Raw genomic sequence first — 15,285 nt, forward strand, 5'->3', positions numbered from 1 at the left:
AATTAACAGAACAGGTGCTGGGGCTCGCCGATGAAAAACCGGCCGCGCAGGATATCTGTTTTGAGGATATCCGCAATCTTCCTGGCTTTGACCATTGAAGACAGCGGGACGGTGGGCACGTTTTTACCTTTTATCATGATGGCGCCGCTTTTTAGTTCGGCGTAACTGACCTGGCCGTAGGATTTTGAAATGGCCTTGGGATAATCATGGCCGTAATCTACTATCTGGGTGAAAATATCCTTATCCGACACTGAGGTGTATTTCAGGATCTCTTCATTGAGAATGGGAATGGGGATCCCCAGGCCCACAGAGAGGGAAACCCCGTATCCCCGTATGCTCTGCCCCACCAGCCATTCCGGTGACATCTCTTTGAGGTCGCCGGTGACCGCCAGGGTCCCGGCCGGCGTCAGTGGCACTCCGTTCAGCCCCCGCTCCACTTCTTTTTTGTGCTGGGTACCGGTCCAGGTTACATACCCCTGGGCCCCGCCCAGAAAAATCCGGGTGCCCACACCAATGGTCTTGAGGTAGGGATCGTTGAACAACGGGCTCAACTCTCCTGAAGTGGAGTAATTGGCATTTCCCGTATTGGCCTTCAGCGTCCCCATATAGGTGTACTTCACCCGGTCGGACCTGTTAATGGCGCAATTGTAATTCTGGTAGCAGTTCCTGGGATTGCAGAGCTGTGCGTTGGGCAGATCCTTCAGGGTCACTGTTTTTTCAATCTTGAGATTGGGATAGCAGTCCGTGCCGTAGCTTTCCGCCCGGACGTGAACTTCCCTTCCCGCCACAAGCTCCTGGATCACATGCCCCCCGCCGTAGTTGAATTCGCCGGGATGGTGTTTGTTTAAGGGATCGTCTTCACAGGTCTGGGTGGCCCCGAGATAGCAGTCCACAGCAGCAATTCCCGAATAGGCCGGCACATTGTTGAACCAGGTTTTGGTCGTGCGGACCAGGGGGGTGGACTGCCCGATATTGATAAAGGCGCCCGAGGAACACATGGGAGCAAAGGTGCCGGTGGTGACCACGTCTACCTTTTTGGCCGCTTCGACCACCCCCTGTTTTTCCGCAATATCGATGATTTCCTCGGCCGTGACCACAACGGCCTCGCCCTTTGCAATTTTATCGTTGATTTCCCGGTAGGTTTTATTGACCTGGTATTCGCTCATGGTGTGACTCATCCTGATTAGTTTAGCTGTTTTCTGACCGCTTCGACCTTTGAAGTGATATTGTTCTTTATCCAGTTGGCATCCCACCATTCCACAGGATCAACAAATCTATTATGGACAATAATTGACAGGTGGAGATGGTCTCCCCCGGCCAGTCCTGTCAGTCCTGTTTTGCCGATGATCGTGCCTTTTTCAACCACATCGCCGGGCTGAACCAGGGTGTCGCTGAGGTGGGAGTAAAGGCTGGCCAGGCCGAAGCCGTGGTCGATAATAATGGTGTTGCCGAAAATACCCACGTCTTTGGACATGATCACCCGCCCCCGGTTAACGGCACCCACCGCGGCGTTGGAGGTGGAGGCCAGATCCACACCGAGATGGGTGGCCCTGTCGATCTCCTTGCCTTTGTACTTGTATATGCGGTGGTCGGCGTACCGGGCACGGTTGGCAGCGCCGGCCAGGCGGCCAAACCGTCCCTTCCACAGAATTTCGTTCACGGTGTCAGCCGGGAAGGAAAGCACGGTGTCCACATTCTGCCGGCGCAGTTCTTTATTCACATATAGAAACTTTGCCAGAAGCGGATTTTCCGCCCCGGCAAATTCATCTTCCTTGACGCCGACATCAATGTCGGGCATCTTTCTTTCCAGAAACCTGTCCGGGATATTCAAAACATCCGTTCTGAAATTTTTATCCTTGATATAATGGTAGAATCCGCGTTTGGCCTCATTGCCCGCAGGGTCCTGGGCCCGGACAAAAATCCGAGTGCCCGGTCCCTGGGTATGATCCAGGGCAAAGAAACAGGCAAAGACTTTTGGATCTTTAAACATCCCAGAATGGCCCGGATAAAAATTATCCCCCACCATTACCCCGGAAGAAATATTCTCTTCCATCACCTTATAGATAACCAGTCCGCTCCCGCCCCGGGCCAGATTATGCTGTTTGCTCAGCACACGGATCTGGGGGGGCTTGGTATCGATGATTACTGGCCGTTCTTCATAATAGCGGTTGCCCTTGTTCCATCCATGCCAGGAGTAGTCAGTCACCAAAATCCGGATTACGGCATCACCGTCGTTCATGCCGTATTTACGGGATTCCACCGGAATCACAAAACTGTCCTTCTCCTGTTTGTTGTCGGAAAAAAGGCTCATGATGGATGAGGGGGGATAGGTTTTATCCAGAAGTATTTTTTCGTTCCCCTTTTGCATGAGAGAAACCATCACCCGCCGCAGGCCCGTGCCGCGGTCCCGGACGGTGAGATTCATTTCATATGTTTTTTTCAAGTATTGGGAGGGAAGGCTGATATCGGTTTGGGGCGCATCGCCTTCATATTTATAATACAGAATCCAGGCCAGGGGGATGACCACCCCGAGGAACAACAGAGTCAAAACTACTCGCTTCATCAAATCGCCCTATTTTTTCAAGAGGTTAGAACGTACACAACAAAATCATCATAAAATACCAGCAAACGCCCTACTTATCAAGGAATTTTACATTCTTGACTTTTTACGGTCCAAACTATAATTTTACCCCAACATGCTACCATTTGAAGGATTCCCAAAATGAATAATTTTTTTTTTGATTTAATAGAAAACAAACCCCCTGTTTTTTTTCTGATTGCAGGTCCCTGTGTCATAGAAGATTATGACACCAGTTTTGCCATCGCATCCCACTTAAAACAGGTGACCGGGGATCTGGGCATCCCGTTTATTTTCAAAGCCTCCTATGATAAAGCCAATCGTACCGCCATATCTTCCTTCAGGGGCCCGGGCCCTGAACAGGGACTCAAGATTCTGAAACAGATTAAAGAAGAGTTGAAAATTCCGGTTATCTCCGACATCCACCTGCCTGAACAGGCCCAAAAGGCGGCCGAGGTCCTGGACGTCATACAGATACCGGCCTTTCTCTGCCGTCAGACCGACCTGATTCTTGCCGCCTGCAATACAGGCAAGCCGGTAAACATAAAAAAAGGGCAATTTCTAGCCCCCGGCGACTGCCGCAACATCATTGCCAAGGCCCAGTCCACTGGCAACAACAACATTGCCATCACAGAACGGGGCACCAGTTTCGGCTATAACAACCTGGTGGTTGACTTCAGAGGATTTCCCATCATCAGTGAATTAAATGTTCCGGTGATATTTGACGCCACCCACAGCGTCCAACTGCCCGGCGGGGCTGGCGGCTCATCCGCAGGAGAACGCCAGTTCGTGCCCCCCCTGTCAAAGGCGGCCATTGCCGCCGGTGCCCACGGACTGTTCATGGAAACCCACCCGGATCCCGACAAAGCCCTTTGCGACGGCCCCAATTCCATGCCCCTGGACCAGATGGCGTCGCTGCTTACCGTACTGCTGAAAATCAAACAGGCCGCAGGTTAATGACTCCCATGGAAACAAAACTGAAAAACAGCCTTCAAAAAATCCGCCTCCTTCTGCTCGATGTGGACGGGGTGCTCACCGACGGCGCCATCACCTATACGGACAAGGGGGAGCAGATCAAATCCTTTAACTCCAAAGACGGCTTGGGACTGCGCCTGCTCATGGATGCCGGGGTGGGCGTTGGTATTGTCACCGGCCGGACCTCTGGCGCCCTCCTCCACCGATGCAACAACCTGGGAATAGACCTGATCTTTGACGGCATAAAGGACAAGGCTGCCGCCTTCAATTCCATTGTGAAAAAAACCGGTCTTAAACCGGATGAAATGGCCTTCGTGGGGGACGACCTCATGGATCTACCGGCCATGACACGGGCCGGCCTCTCTTTTACCGTCGCAGATGCCCCCGAAGAGGTGAAAAAAGCAGCAGATATGACATCGGACTACCCCGGAGGCAAAGGGGCCGTGCGCCAGATCTGTGAAACCATATTAAAAGCCAGGGGCGATTGGGATAATATCGTTGCAGGATTTATGTCATGACCGGCCCCGGTAAAAAAAGATACATCCTTCCCCTGGTGATTCTCCTGTTCTGTATCTTTGCCGGATTGGGGATTTTCTACTATGTGAACCGCCTGCTGACAACCCCTGTCACCATTGAGGATATTGATGTGGATTCCCAGGCAGCCCTGAAGCTGAATATCCTTGAACAGATATCCAAAAAAAACGGGGTCACGGAATGGAAACTCAAGGCCAGTTCTGCCACCCTGCTCAGGGAGGAAGACAAGGCCGTGCTCAAAGATGTGAAGGTTGAATTCTACACCAAGGACGCCACCGTCGTCCACCTGAGGGCCGACCAGGGAACATTGAACACAAAGACCCATGACCTGACCTTCAGCAGCAATGTGGTGGTACGCCACCAGGGCTATACCATGAGAAGTGAAACATTGCATTATGATAAAAAACCACATATAATACACACCGATTCCGTGGTTCAGATCGAAGATGGCGAATCCACGCTTGTTTCCGATGCAATGGAGACTCGGCTGAATCAGAACCGGATCATTTTAAAAGGACATGTAAAAGGAAATTTCAGTGAGAATTTTGACCTGCCTTAGACCCTGTTTCCCCGCTCTGCTGATGCTGATTCCGGCGCTGGTACTTTCAGTTTCTCCGGCCTCTGCCGCATCGAAGAATGAGGTAGATACTAAAGCAAAAAATGCAAACCTCCATGTGATCTCCGATGAGATGATCGCAGAGCAGAACAATTCAACAGTGGAATTCATCGGCAATGTCAAGGCCACCCGGGAAGATTCCGTGCTCCTGGCAGACTCGGTTAAGGTATTTTTCCATACCTCCGAAACCCGGAAAGAAGGCCAGAGCAATGTGAAAAAAATCGTGGCCACCGGCAATGTGGAATATACGGCAGGAGAGCGCAAGGCACTGGCGGACAAGGCAGTGTACACCACAGCCGACGAGGTGCTGGTGCTGACGGGCGAGTCCCCCAAACTGCTCACCGGAAAAAGCTGGGTTACCGGGAAAAAAATCACCCTGTTCCGGCTTGAGGAGCGGGTAATGGTTGAGAGCGATGGCCGCAAACGGGTTCAGGCCTTTTTCGATTCCCAGGACCAGAACCGGCCCACGGGAAAGCCTAAAAAATAAAGGGGCGACACAAACCTAGGATGAGCCATCTGATACTGGAAAAACTGGTCAAGACCTACTCGGGAAAGACCGTTGTCGACAACGTGGACCTCACCGTTACCCAGGGGGAGGTCACCGGATTGCTCGGGCCCAACGGCGCCGGGAAAACCACCACTTTCTACATGACCGTGGGCATGATCCGGCCGGACGGCGGCACCGTATACCTGGACAGGGAAGACATCACCCAGTATCCCATGTACATCAGGGCCAGGAAAGGAATCGGTTACCTTCCCCAGGAATCTTCCATTTTTAAAAAACTCACGGTGGAGGAGAACATCACTTCCATCCTGGAAGTCCTGCCCAAAAACGGTATTGATATAAAGGAGAAAGCCGCCGCCCTGATGACGGAATTGGGCATAGACCGGCTGGCCGGGCAGAAAGCGGCCTCCTTGTCCGGCGGAGAGCGCCGGCGCCTGGAAATCTCCAGGGTGCTGGCTACGGACCCCAAGTTCATCCTACTGGATGAACCCTTTGCCGGGGTTGACCCCCTGGCGGTAATCGACATCCAGCAGATCATCTCCCAGCTCACGGACCGGGGCATCGGGGTGCTGATCTCGGATCATAATGTTAGGGAAACCCTCGGGGTGTGCGACCATGCCTATATCATGAGCCAGGGCGTGGTCATTGAATCAGGCCCCCCCGGGAAAATTATTTCAAGTGAAATAGCAAAAAAAATATATCTGGGAGATAATTTTAAACTTTAGTATGGAACTTGGATTACAACAAAGCCTTACCCTGACCCAGCAGCTGGTGATGACTCCTCAGCTCCAGCAGGCCATCAAGCTGCTTCAGTTGTCCCGCATCGAACTGGCAGAGATGATTCAGCAGGAGATGGAGCAGAATCCCGCTCTGGATGAAACCCTATCGGACGAGGCATCGGACAAAAAGATTACCGCAAAGGAAGCCGAGGCACAGGACGCAGAAAAAGAAGAAGCGCCCATCAAGGAAGTCACCATTGAAGAGCGGGTGCGTTCGGATACGGACTGGGAAAATTACATTAACGAGTACAACTCCACGGGACGGATCTATACGGAATCCGAAAGCACTGAAGCCCCCAATTTCGAAGCCTTTACCTCGGAAAAGAAAACCCTGGAACAGCACCTGGAATGGCAGCTCATGCTATCGGGCCTTACCCCTGAGCTGGAGGCCATCGGGCACCTGATCATCGGCAACCTCAACCGGGACGGATACCTGTGCTCTGATGTGGAAGAATTGGCCCAGACCGCAGAATCGGAGATCCAGGAGGTGGAGGAAGTCCTCGCCCATCTCCAGACCTTTGACCCTCCCGGGGTCTGTGCCAGAGACCTGTGCGAAACCCTTCTCATCCAGGTCAAGCAATTGGGTATAGAGAATCCGATAATCGATGAAATCATTAAAAACCATTTAAAAAATCTGGAAAACAGGAACAGCAAAAAAATTGCAAAAGCCCTTAAAATTTCCGTAGAAGACGTCCGGGCCGCCGTAAAGATCATCCAATACCTTGAACCCAAACCGGGGCGCAAATTTGCCACGGAAGAACCGGCCTACATCACGCCGGACATCTACGTGTACAAGGTGGGAGATGACTTTAAAATCGTCATGAATGATGACGGCCTCCCCAAACTGAGAATATCACGGTTTTACAGGGAAGCGGTTGCGGACGGTAAAAAAATACCCAAGGAGACCAAGGCCTATCTCAATGAAAAAATGCAGTCTGCCTCCTGGCTGATCAAAAGCATCCACCAGCGGCAGAAAACCATTTACCTTGTCATGGAAAGTATTATCAAATTCCAGCGGGAATTCTTCGAAAAAGGCATTGCCTATCTGCGGCCTTTGATTCTCAAGGATATTGCCGAAGACATTGAGATGCACGAATCAACCATCAGCCGGGTCACCACCAACAAGTACGCCTATACCCCCCAGGGCCTGTTTGAACTGAAGTACTTTTTTAATTCATCCATTGAGCGGACCGGCGGGGCTTCCATGGCATCGGCCAGCGTGAAGGAGCGAATCCGCCAGCTCATTGAAAACGAGGATGACAATGCCCCGCTCTCGGATGATAAAATCGCCTCCATCCTCCAGGAATCAGACATTCAGATTGCCCGGCGTACCGTTGCAAAGTACAGGAAGGTGCTCAATATTCTGCCTTCCAACAAACGGAAAAAACTTTAGGGAGGTTTGTTTATGCAGACAACCGTAACATTCAAGAAAATGGATTCCACCGATGCCCTGAAATCCTACGTTGGAAAAAAACTGGACCGGTTCGACAAAATGCTGGACAGTCCTGCGGAAGCCCATGTGGTTCTTTCCGTGGAAAAAATAAGACATATTGCAGAAATCACCCTGACATGCGACAAGCTGAACATCCATGCCAGGGAAATGTCCGAGCGCATGTACACCTCCATTGACGTATTGATGGACAAGGTAAAAGCCCAGATTACGAAATACAAAGAAAAAGAAAAGCACCACATGTCAGGGGACAAGGCCAGCCTGATGGACACCCGAGAATTCAACACAGACCCGGGCGAAAGTGCCTTCTCCGACCTCCCTTCTGAAATTGTGGTGGAGCCTATTGATTACAAACCCATGGATGTTGAAGACGCCGTGGTGGAACTGAGCTCCGGCAAAAAATCCTTTTTTGTTTTCAACAATGCCCGTACGGAACAATTAAACGTAATCTATAAACACAACAACGGAAAACTGGGGTTGATCCAGCCCAGAGGATAGGTAAAAGGTAAGAGAGCCAATGAAAATTAGCGACATCCTGAACAAAGACTCCATCATTGCCGACCTGGCTGCTGAAAATAAAACCGGGGTCATTCGAGAACTGGCCGAAGCCGTTGCACCGGCTGCCGGCGCCGGATCCGATGCCATTGCTACCGTACTCATGGAAAGGGAATCCCTTGGATCAACCGGAATCGGCGGCGGCATTGCCATTCCCCACGGCAAACTCGAAGGGGTGGAGTCTGTTACCGTTGGATTCGGCCTCAGCCGCAAGGGCATAGACTACAACTCCCTTGACAACCGTCCTGTCCACATCTTCTTTCTTCTGCTGACCTCCGAAAACAGCTCCGGCGGCCATCTCAAGGTGCTGGCCCAGATTTCCAAGCTGTTAAAAATGGATCAATTCAAGACAAGGCTTAAAACCGCAGAATCCGTAGAAGAAATTTACGAAATCATCATGGAGCAGGACGAGGAGTTCTGATAACGTGCTCTGACAATGGACAGCCAAAAGGTTTATATCATTACCGGAATCTCCGGATCAGGGAAAACAACAGTGATCCGGGCCTTTGAAGATGCGTCTTTCTATTGCATCGACAATATGCCCATGGAACTGGTCCCCAAGGTGCTGGAACTGCCCATTCAGGATTATCCCCAGGTCAAGGGCGCAGCATTTGTCATGGACATCCGCTCCAAAACGTTTATTAAAAATTTCGTATCAGGCATCTCCGCTCTGGAGGAGATGGGGATCACTCCGGTGATTGTCTTCCTTGAAGCCGATACCGACACCCTGGTAAAGCGGTACAGCCAGACCCGGCGCCAACACCCGCTGGACGGGAAAACCAGCCTGCTGGACAGCATCCGGGCTGAAAAACAGACCATGGCACCCATCCGGAAGCTGGCCCACCATATCATCAATACCAGCACCTACAATGTACACCAGCTCAAATCCGATATCCTGGCTCTCATAACGGACCGGGAGGGCGGCAAAGGCCGGGACCTGATGAAGCTGAATATCGTATCCTTCGGGTATAAATACGGCATCCCCCTGGATGCCGACCTGGTGGTGGATTTAAGATTCCTTGCCAACCCCTATTTTGTACCGGAACTCAAGGCCCTGGACGGAGAATCCGAAGGCGTAAAGAACTTTGTGCTGGAAAACCGGGAAACCAAAAATTTTCTGAAAAAATACAACGATTTCATTGACTATCTCATTCCCCTTTATAAAAAGGAAAACAAAGCATATCTAACCCTTGCACTGGGATGTACCGGCGGCCGGCACAGGAGCGTGGCAATTGCACGGTCCGTATTCGAGCGCCTGACCGTCAAAGGTCTTAATCCCAGTATCATGCACAGGGACATTGACAGGGACACAAGAACATGACAGGCATCCTCATCGTAACCCATGCCGGACTCGGCAATACCCTTATCGACACCCTTGAATTTATCCTGGGAAGCCCCCAGGACAATCTGATTTCCATATCCATCGACATCAAACAGGACCCGGACAACCTGAGAAAAAAAATTAAAAAAGGCATAAAAGAAGTCCGCACGGACAAGGGGGTTATTATTCTCACGGATATGTTCGGCGGCACCCCCTCCAACCTCTCCTATTCCTTTATGGAAGAGGGGCAGGTAGAGGTTATTTCCGGAGTCAACCTCCCCATTCTAATGAAAGCCGTTAACTCAAGGGAAAAGATGGACATAAAAACACTGGCTGCCGCTTTGGTGGAACATGGAAAAAGAAGTATTTCCCTGGCCAGTGATATTCTGAAAGGGACCAAACGACAGTCCTGAATCAACAGCCTAACCTAAGGGATCTGTTTTATCTGCTTTGGCAAAGGAACATCTCCCAAGAAAGGAGCGTGTACAATGAGTATAAATATCGGGATTAACGGATTCGGCAGAATCGGACGCATGGTATTTAGAGCCGCCCTTGAAACCGAAGGGCTTGAGGTTAAAGCCATCAACGATCTTACAGACACCAGAACCATTGCCCACCTGCTTGAGTACGATTCGGTCCATGGACGGCTGAACCGGGAAGTCAGTGCCGGGGATGGAAGCATCACCGTTGATGGCAAAACAATCACCGTATCCGCTCTCAAGGATCCGGCACAGATTGCCTGGGCCGACGCAGATGTTGATATTGTACTGGAGTGCACCGGGTTATTCAGGACCAGGGAAGCGGCCTCCAAGCACCTGGAGGGAGGGGCCAAAAAAGTAATTATATCAGCACCGGCCTCGGATCCCGACATCACCATTGTCATGGGGGTCAATCACGAGGACTACGATCCGGCATCCCACCATATTCTGTCCAACGCCTCCTGCACCACCAACTGCCTGGCACCGGTGGCCAAGGTGCTTCTGGAAAACTTCGGCATTGTCTGCGGCCTGATGACCACCATCCACGCCTATACCGGTGACCAGCGCCTCCTTGATTTCCCCCATAAGGACCTGCGCAGGTCAAGGGCAGCCGCCCTGTCCATGATTCCCACCACCACAGGGGCGGCCAAAGCCGTCTCCCTGGTGCTGCCGGAACTGGAAGGCAAGCTAAACGGTTTGGCCGTCCGGGTGCCCACCCCCAACGTATCCCTGGTGGACCTGGTGGTCACCACGGAAAAGAAAGACCTGACCAAAGAAATGGTCAACGAAGCCCTGGAGACTGCTGCGAACAGCAACTTGAAAGACATTCTAGGCTACAGTGACCTGCCCCTGGTTTCCATCGACCACAACTCCTGCCCGCTGTCATCCATCGTGGACGCCTCGTGCACGGATGTCATCAACGGAGACCTGGTGAAAATTTACTCCTGGTATGATAATGAGGCGGGATACTCCCACAGAATGATCGACCTGGCACTTATGGTGGCCAATGCACTTTAACTGGACACGAACCTTGTTTGCGGAGAAATAAAATGAGCAGAAGACCCTTAATTGCGGGCAACTGGAAAATGTACAAGACCGGTCCCGAGGCGGTTAAGACAGCCCAAGAACTGGCCGGCCTGTGCCGGGATGTGAGCGATGTGGACATCATGATCGCCCCCACCGCCCTGTCCCTGCCCCTGGTGGCAAAGGCCGTTGAAAACACCCCGGTCAAAATCGGGGCCCAGAACCTCTACTTCGAGCGTGAAGGCGCCTATACCGGAGAAGTGTCCGCAGAGATGATCCGGGCCGCAGGTGCCGAATACGTCCTGATCGGGCATTCAGAACGGCGCCAGTATTTCGGAGAGACGGACGAATCCGTGGCAAAGAAGACAAAGGCCGCTATTGCCGCAGGCCTCACCCCTGTGGTCTGCATCGGCGAGACAGAAAAAGAACGGGATGAAGAAAAAACTTTTTTTGTGCTTGACAAACAGGTCTCAGTTGGGTTAAAAAGCCCAGGTCTTGATGATTTCGGGACACTGATTCTTGCCTACGAGCCCGTATGGGCCATCGGCACAGGCAAGACCGCCAGCGCGGAACAAGTTGATGAAGTTCATCAATTCCTGCGAAAACTGCTGAAGGAAAAATTTTCAGAAGAACTGGCGGACAAAACAAGGATCCTTTACGGCGGATCGGTAAAACCGGACAATGCAAAGGACCTGATGAGTATAGAAGATGTGGACGGCGCCCTGGTTGGCGGGGCAAGTCTGGATGCAGACAAATTTATAAACATAATAAGGTATCAGTAAACATATTATGAGCACCATTGTAATAGCACTGCATGTTACGGTTTGTATCCTCCTCATACTCATCGTTCTGCTCCAGACAGGAAAGGGAGCGGAAATGGGGGCTTCAATCGGCGGAGCTGGAAGTCAGGCCTTGTTCGGCGCAGCAGGACCGGCAACAATCCTGACCAAAATCACCACCGTCGTTGCCATCGTCTTCATGATCACGTCACTGAGTCTGGCTTACATGTCCGGCAATCAGTCCCAGACAAGTGTTATGAAGGACACTAAAGCACCCATAGAAAAAACTGCTGAATAAAAAGCAGGATTAAAGATCAAGCTTGCCGAAGTGGTGGAATAGGTAGACACGCACGCTTGAGGGGCGTGTGGGGCGACCCGTGGGAGTTCAAATCTCCCCTTCGGCACCACATATATAAAACCGCAGCCGGAAACGGCTGCGGTTTTTTTATTATCAGCACTTTTCAGAGGCTTTATGGCGGCACACACAAGAATCAACTGCTATAAATGCAAATTCTTTTACGTTACCTGGGAACCCGCCCATCCCAACGGCTGCCGTGCCATGGGATTTAAAAGCAAACAGCTTCCCAGCGTCGTTGTCCGCCGCTCTTCGGGAAAACCCTGCCAGTTATTTGAGCCCAAAAAACAAATTCGTCCCACACCATAAGAATCCACTCCGAAAATCTGACCAAATGGTAATTTTTGTAACCTTGATTTATGGCTAAGGCGGCTTATAATACCCTATTATGACTTTTGACCAGAGCATGACAGGGCAGGACCCTCGCAAAATTGAAAAAGAACTGGGAGAATTCCTAAACAAAAAATTCGGCGGTAACGTCAAATTCATCTCCCCTTCGATTCAACCGCAGCAGGAAGCCATCACCGGCGCCCCCCCATCCAGGGGCAAAAAAGAGCTGATTGATTTCAATATCAAACCGGCTGAACTCATAGATTATCTAAACCAGTATGTGGTCCGGCAGGACAAGGCAAAGTCGGTACTTGCCACAAAAATCTGTACCCATTTCAACCGGATCCGCCACCAGGAAGCCACCGGTGAAGGGGCATCAAAAATCACCGGCAATATCAAATCCAATATCCTCATGCTGGGTCCCACCGGAATTGGTAAAACCTACCTGATCAAACTGATTGCCAAAAAAATAGGGGTTCCTTTTGTTAAGGCCGATGCCACCAAATTCTCTGAAACCGGTTATGTGGGCGGAGATGTGGAAGATCTGATCAGGGATCTGGTTAAAGAGGCCAATGAAGATATTGAACTTGCCGAATGCGGCATTGTCTATATTGATGAAATCGACAAGATTGCCGCCAGCCCCAATGTCATCGGCGCCCAGGTATCCAGAACCGGAGTCCAGCGCGCCCTGCTCAAGCCCATGGAAGAAACCGATGTCGATCTCAAGGTTCCCCATGACCCCGTATCCATGATGCAGGAACTGGAGTCCTACCAGCGCACGGGAAAACGCAGCGCCAAACGGGTGAACACCGCCAATATCCTATTCATTCTTTCCGGCGCATTCTCAGGGCTGACAGACGTGGTGAAAAAGCGGTTGAGCAAACAGTCCATCGGATTCGGAGCGGACCTGCCCCAGGCAAAAAAAGAAGCAGACCTTCTCAAGGCCACCCGGTCAGAAGACCTGGTGGATTACGGCTTTGAATCTGAATTCATCGGCCGGGTGCCGGTGCGGTGCATACTTGATGAACTGGGAGAAGACGATCTTTATGCCATTCTCAAAATGCCCAACAACCCGGTGATCCTGAGCAAGCGGCTGGATTTCAAATCCTACGGCATTGACATTGTGTTTTCAGATGAGGCACTGAAGCTCCTGGCCCAGCGGGCCTATCTGGAAAACACCGGGGCCCGGGGTCTGGTTTCTGTTGTTGAGGGCTGCCTTCTGCCCTTTGAGGAAAAACTGCCCTCTTCCGGCGTCAGGCAATTCACTGTCACCCCGGCAGTGATGTCCAGCCCTGACACTATCCTTTCCGCCCTTCTTGAGGGCCGGAAAAAGGAACAATTCCAAAGGGAATATAATGCGGCCCAGGCCCATCATATGGATTATATCACCCAATATGTAACAGACAACTGGAAGGCATTTTCCATCCGTCACGGCCTGACCCTCACCCAGATCCGCAGCCGGATGGTGGCCCAGTATTACACGGCCCATGTCATGGAAATTGAAGATGCGGTAAAACAGATTAAAAAATTCCATGACAACATCAAAGAAATAGAGATGGAAATAACGAAAAGTTATGACCTGAACATTGTGTTTGAGGAAGATGCCGCAGACTTTCTCATCCAGCAGTTCATAGACCACAATGCAACCACCGATGAGATTTTGTCTAAAATCTATTCGGATTTTTACGACGGCTTCAACCTTGTCCGGGAAAAGACAGGAAACAATCGATTCTTTTTATCAAAAAGCGGACTGATTGACCACGAAGCCTACCTTAACGACCTTATCAGGAAAGAACTAAAATGATTGGAATTTCAAAGCTTTACTGCGCCACTGTGGAACCATCGGACACCCTGAGATACTCCAGGGATTCCGGAAAACTGCCCTCCCATCTGCTCCAGTTTTCCAAGGACAAAAAACCCGTGGTGGTCTGGAACATGACCCGGCGGTGCAACCTCAAATGCGTCCACTGCTATGCCAAGTCCGAAGACATTGACTATGACAATGAGTTGACCCACGAGCAGAGCCTGGCCATGATCGACGACCTGGCTGCATTCGGCGTTCCCGTACTGCTTTTTTCAGGGGGAGAACCCCTGGTCCATCCCCGCCTGGTAGAATATGCCCAGTATGCCGTCTCCAAAGGCATGCGGGCCGTTATTTCCACCAACGGCACCCTGATTACCAAGGAAAAGGCAAGACAGCTCAAGGAAATCGGGCTCTCCTATGTGGGCATCAGCCTGGACGGCATGGAAGAAACCCATGACATGTTCCGGGGGGTACCCGGGTCGTTTAAAAGGGCCATGCAGGCGGTGGATAACTGCCAGGAAGCCGGCATCAAGGTGGGTCTGCGCTTCACCATCAATAAAAGGAATGTTCAGGACATCCCCGGCATCTTCGACCTGCTGGAGGAAAAAAATATCCCCCGGGCCTGTTTTTACCACCTGGTATACTCCGGCCGGGGCTCTGAAATTGCAAAAGAAGACCTCTCCCACGAGGAAACCCGGCAGGTCCTGGACCTGATTATGGACAGAACAAAGGATCTACACGACCGGAACAAGGCCAAGGAAATCCTCACCGTGGACAACCACGCCGACGGCCCCTACGTCTACCAGCGCCTGCTTGAAGAAGACCCGGAACGGGCCGCCGAAGTCCTGGAACTTCTGGAAATGAACGAGGGAAACAATTCCGGCCGGGGCATCGGCTGCATCTCCTGGGACGGCGAGGTTCATCCGGACCAGTTCTGGCGTGAGAAATCCCTTGGCAACATCAAGGATCGGCCTTTTTCAGAAATCTGGATCGACCCTGAAAACGAATTTCTCATGAAGATGAAGGAAAAGAAAAAACATGTCAAAGGCCGGTGTGCCGAGTGCCGCTGGCTGGACATCTGTGCCGGCAACTTCAGGGCCCGGGCCGAATCCGTGGCCAACGATCCCTGGGATTCCGATCCGGCCTGCTACCTTACCGACGAAGAAATCAAAAAACCCGAAGCCCAATAAGGAGGGTCATTT

At 51.4% G+C, this 15,285-nt stretch carries 18 protein-coding genes and 1 tRNA gene; 17 read left to right on the forward strand and 2 right to left on the reverse strand.

The annotated features are described in order from the left end of the window. Nucleotides 1-2 precede the first annotated feature (2 nt). Both HUN04_02465 and HUN04_02470 read right to left on the reverse strand, forming a co-directional pair. A complete protein-coding gene (locus HUN04_02465; protein ID WDP88660.1) occupies nucleotides 3-1,166 on the reverse strand; it encodes a homocysteine biosynthesis protein in 1,164 nt (387 codons plus the stop codon). A 17-nt stretch (nucleotides 1,167-1,183) separates the two neighbouring features. After that, a complete protein-coding gene (locus HUN04_02470) occupies nucleotides 1,184-2,563 on the reverse strand; it encodes a M23 family metallopeptidase (GenBank protein ID WDP88661.1) in 1,380 nt (459 codons plus the stop codon). Between the two features lie 159 nt (nucleotides 2,564-2,722). On the opposite strand from HUN04_02470, the gene kdsA reads away from it, so the two are divergent. From kdsA to ahbC, 17 genes are all read left to right on the forward strand, one after another. Further along, nucleotides 2,723-3,535 (forward strand): 3-deoxy-8-phosphooctulonate synthase, encoded by an 813-nt coding sequence (kdsA, locus tag HUN04_02475; protein ID WDP88662.1) that lies wholly within the window; start codon nucleotides 2,723-2,725, stop codon nucleotides 3,533-3,535. An 8-nt stretch (nucleotides 3,536-3,543) separates the two neighbouring features. Next, a complete protein-coding gene (locus HUN04_02480) occupies nucleotides 3,544-4,071 on the forward strand; it encodes an HAD-IIIA family hydrolase (GenBank protein WDP88663.1) in 528 nt (175 codons plus the stop codon). Then, nucleotides 4,068-4,646 carry an LPS export ABC transporter periplasmic protein LptC gene (gene lptC / locus HUN04_02485; GenBank protein WDP88664.1) on the forward strand — a complete coding sequence of 193 codons (579 nt, stop codon included), beginning with the start codon at nucleotides 4,068-4,070 and terminating at the stop codon, nucleotides 4,644-4,646. The genes HUN04_02480 and lptC overlap by 4 nt, the downstream gene beginning before the upstream one ends. 22 nt (nucleotides 4,647-4,668) lie before the next feature. Beyond that, on the forward strand, nucleotides 4,669-5,190 hold the full coding sequence (locus HUN04_02490; GenBank protein ID WDP93137.1) for a hypothetical protein: 522 nt from the start codon (nucleotides 4,669-4,671) through the stop codon (nucleotides 5,188-5,190). Between the two features lie 20 nt (nucleotides 5,191-5,210). Further along, the gene (gene lptB, locus HUN04_02495; GenBank protein ID WDP88665.1) at nucleotides 5,211-5,933 is read left to right on the forward strand and encodes an LPS export ABC transporter ATP-binding protein; all 723 of its coding nucleotides are present in this window, start codon (nucleotides 5,211-5,213) and stop codon (nucleotides 5,931-5,933) included. Nucleotide 5,934: 1 nt separating this feature from the next. After that, nucleotides 5,935-7,380 (forward strand): RNA polymerase factor sigma-54, encoded by a 1,446-nt coding sequence (rpoN, locus tag HUN04_02500; GenBank protein WDP88666.1) that lies wholly within the window; start codon nucleotides 5,935-5,937, stop codon nucleotides 7,378-7,380. 12 nt (nucleotides 7,381-7,392) lie between these two features. Further along, nucleotides 7,393-7,935 (forward strand): ribosome-associated translation inhibitor RaiA, encoded by a 543-nt coding sequence (gene raiA, locus HUN04_02505; GenBank protein WDP88667.1) that lies wholly within the window; start codon nucleotides 7,393-7,395, stop codon nucleotides 7,933-7,935. A 19-nt stretch (nucleotides 7,936-7,954) separates the two neighbouring features. Beyond that, nucleotides 7,955-8,413 (forward strand): PTS sugar transporter subunit IIA, encoded by a 459-nt coding sequence (locus HUN04_02510; protein WDP88668.1) that lies wholly within the window; start codon nucleotides 7,955-7,957, stop codon nucleotides 8,411-8,413. Nucleotides 8,414-8,428: 15 nt separating this feature from the next. Continuing rightward, nucleotides 8,429-9,313 carry an RNase adapter RapZ gene (gene rapZ, locus HUN04_02515; GenBank protein ID WDP88669.1) on the forward strand — a complete coding sequence of 295 codons (885 nt, stop codon included), beginning with the start codon at nucleotides 8,429-8,431 and terminating at the stop codon, nucleotides 9,311-9,313. After that, the gene (locus HUN04_02520; GenBank protein WDP88670.1) at nucleotides 9,310-9,726 is read left to right on the forward strand and encodes a PTS sugar transporter subunit IIA; all 417 of its coding nucleotides are present in this window, start codon (nucleotides 9,310-9,312) and stop codon (nucleotides 9,724-9,726) included. The genes rapZ and HUN04_02520 overlap by 4 nt, the downstream gene beginning before the upstream one ends. Nucleotides 9,727-9,801: 75 nt before the next feature. After that, nucleotides 9,802-10,809 carry a type I glyceraldehyde-3-phosphate dehydrogenase gene (gap, locus tag HUN04_02525; protein ID WDP88671.1) on the forward strand — a complete coding sequence of 336 codons (1,008 nt, stop codon included), beginning with the start codon at nucleotides 9,802-9,804 and terminating at the stop codon, nucleotides 10,807-10,809. Nucleotides 10,810-10,841: 32 nt separating this feature from the next. Beyond that, a complete protein-coding gene (locus tag HUN04_02530; protein ID WDP88672.1) occupies nucleotides 10,842-11,597 on the forward strand; it encodes a triose-phosphate isomerase in 756 nt (251 codons plus the stop codon). 7 nt (nucleotides 11,598-11,604) lie between these two features. Beyond that, nucleotides 11,605-11,892: a preprotein translocase subunit SecG gene (gene secG / locus HUN04_02535; protein WDP88673.1), complete on the forward strand. Its 288-nt coding sequence runs from the start codon at nucleotides 11,605-11,607 to the stop codon at nucleotides 11,890-11,892. A 24-nt stretch (nucleotides 11,893-11,916) separates the two neighbouring features. After that, a tRNA-Leu gene (locus HUN04_02540) sits at nucleotides 11,917-12,001 on the forward strand. A 65-nt stretch (nucleotides 12,002-12,066) separates the two neighbouring features. Further along, nucleotides 12,067-12,258 (forward strand): uracil-DNA glycosylase, encoded by a 192-nt coding sequence (locus tag HUN04_02545; GenBank protein ID WDP88674.1) that lies wholly within the window; start codon nucleotides 12,067-12,069, stop codon nucleotides 12,256-12,258. Between the two features lie 79 nt (nucleotides 12,259-12,337). Beyond that, nucleotides 12,338-14,083, forward strand: coding sequence for an AAA family ATPase (locus HUN04_02550; protein WDP88675.1), 1,746 nt, complete (start codon nucleotides 12,338-12,340; stop codon nucleotides 14,081-14,083). Then, nucleotides 14,080-15,273 (forward strand): 12,18-didecarboxysiroheme deacetylase, encoded by a 1,194-nt coding sequence (gene ahbC, locus HUN04_02555; GenBank protein WDP88676.1) that lies wholly within the window; start codon nucleotides 14,080-14,082, stop codon nucleotides 15,271-15,273. Before HUN04_02550 ends, ahbC begins: the two co-directional genes overlap by 4 nt. The last annotated feature ends 12 nt before the right edge of the window (nucleotides 15,274-15,285 follow it).

Origin of the sequence: Desulfobacter sp., assembly GCA_028768525.1 — a bacterium.
In the GTDB taxonomy this organism is placed as follows: domain Bacteria; phylum Desulfobacterota; class Desulfobacteria; order Desulfobacterales; family Desulfobacteraceae; genus Desulfobacter.

Excerpts from the sequence above, each read along its gene's own strand:
- HUN04_02520 (WDP88670.1), top strand. The coding sequence starts at position 9,310 with ATGACAGGCATCCTCATCGTAACCCATGCCGGACTCGGCAATACCCTT.
- rpoN (WDP88666.1), top strand. The coding sequence starts at position 5,935 with ATGGAACTTGGATTACAACAAAGCCTTACCCTGACCCAGCAGCTGGTG.
- kdsA (WDP88662.1), top strand. The coding sequence starts at position 2,723 with ATGAATAATTTTTTTTTTGATTTAATAGAAAACAAACCCCCTGTTTTT.
- lptB (WDP88665.1), top strand. The coding sequence starts at position 5,211 with ATGAGCCATCTGATACTGGAAAAACTGGTCAAGACCTACTCGGGAAAG.
- HUN04_02465 (WDP88660.1), bottom strand. The coding sequence starts at position 1,166 with ATGAGCGAATACCAGGTCAATAAAACCTACCGGGAAATCAACGATAAA.
- raiA (WDP88667.1), top strand. The coding sequence starts at position 7,393 with ATGCAGACAACCGTAACATTCAAGAAAATGGATTCCACCGATGCCCTG.
- HUN04_02470 (WDP88661.1), bottom strand. The coding sequence starts at position 2,563 with ATGAAGCGAGTAGTTTTGACTCTGTTGTTCCTCGGGGTGGTCATCCCC.
- HUN04_02490 (WDP93137.1), top strand. The coding sequence starts at position 4,669 with ATGCTGATTCCGGCGCTGGTACTTTCAGTTTCTCCGGCCTCTGCCGCA.
- gap (WDP88671.1), top strand. The coding sequence starts at position 9,802 with ATGAGTATAAATATCGGGATTAACGGATTCGGCAGAATCGGACGCATG.
- lptC (WDP88664.1), top strand. The coding sequence starts at position 4,068 with ATGACCGGCCCCGGTAAAAAAAGATACATCCTTCCCCTGGTGATTCTC.
- rapZ (WDP88669.1), top strand. The coding sequence starts at position 8,429 with ATGGACAGCCAAAAGGTTTATATCATTACCGGAATCTCCGGATCAGGG.
- HUN04_02530 (WDP88672.1), top strand. The coding sequence starts at position 10,842 with ATGAGCAGAAGACCCTTAATTGCGGGCAACTGGAAAATGTACAAGACC.
- HUN04_02480 (WDP88663.1), top strand. The coding sequence starts at position 3,544 with ATGGAAACAAAACTGAAAAACAGCCTTCAAAAAATCCGCCTCCTTCTG.
- ahbC (WDP88676.1), top strand. The coding sequence starts at position 14,080 with ATGATTGGAATTTCAAAGCTTTACTGCGCCACTGTGGAACCATCGGAC.
- HUN04_02550 (WDP88675.1), top strand. The coding sequence starts at position 12,338 with ATGACTTTTGACCAGAGCATGACAGGGCAGGACCCTCGCAAAATTGAA.
- HUN04_02510 (WDP88668.1), top strand. The coding sequence starts at position 7,955 with ATGAAAATTAGCGACATCCTGAACAAAGACTCCATCATTGCCGACCTG.
- HUN04_02545 (WDP88674.1), top strand. The coding sequence starts at position 12,067 with ATGGCGGCACACACAAGAATCAACTGCTATAAATGCAAATTCTTTTAC.
- secG (WDP88673.1), top strand. The coding sequence starts at position 11,605 with ATGAGCACCATTGTAATAGCACTGCATGTTACGGTTTGTATCCTCCTC.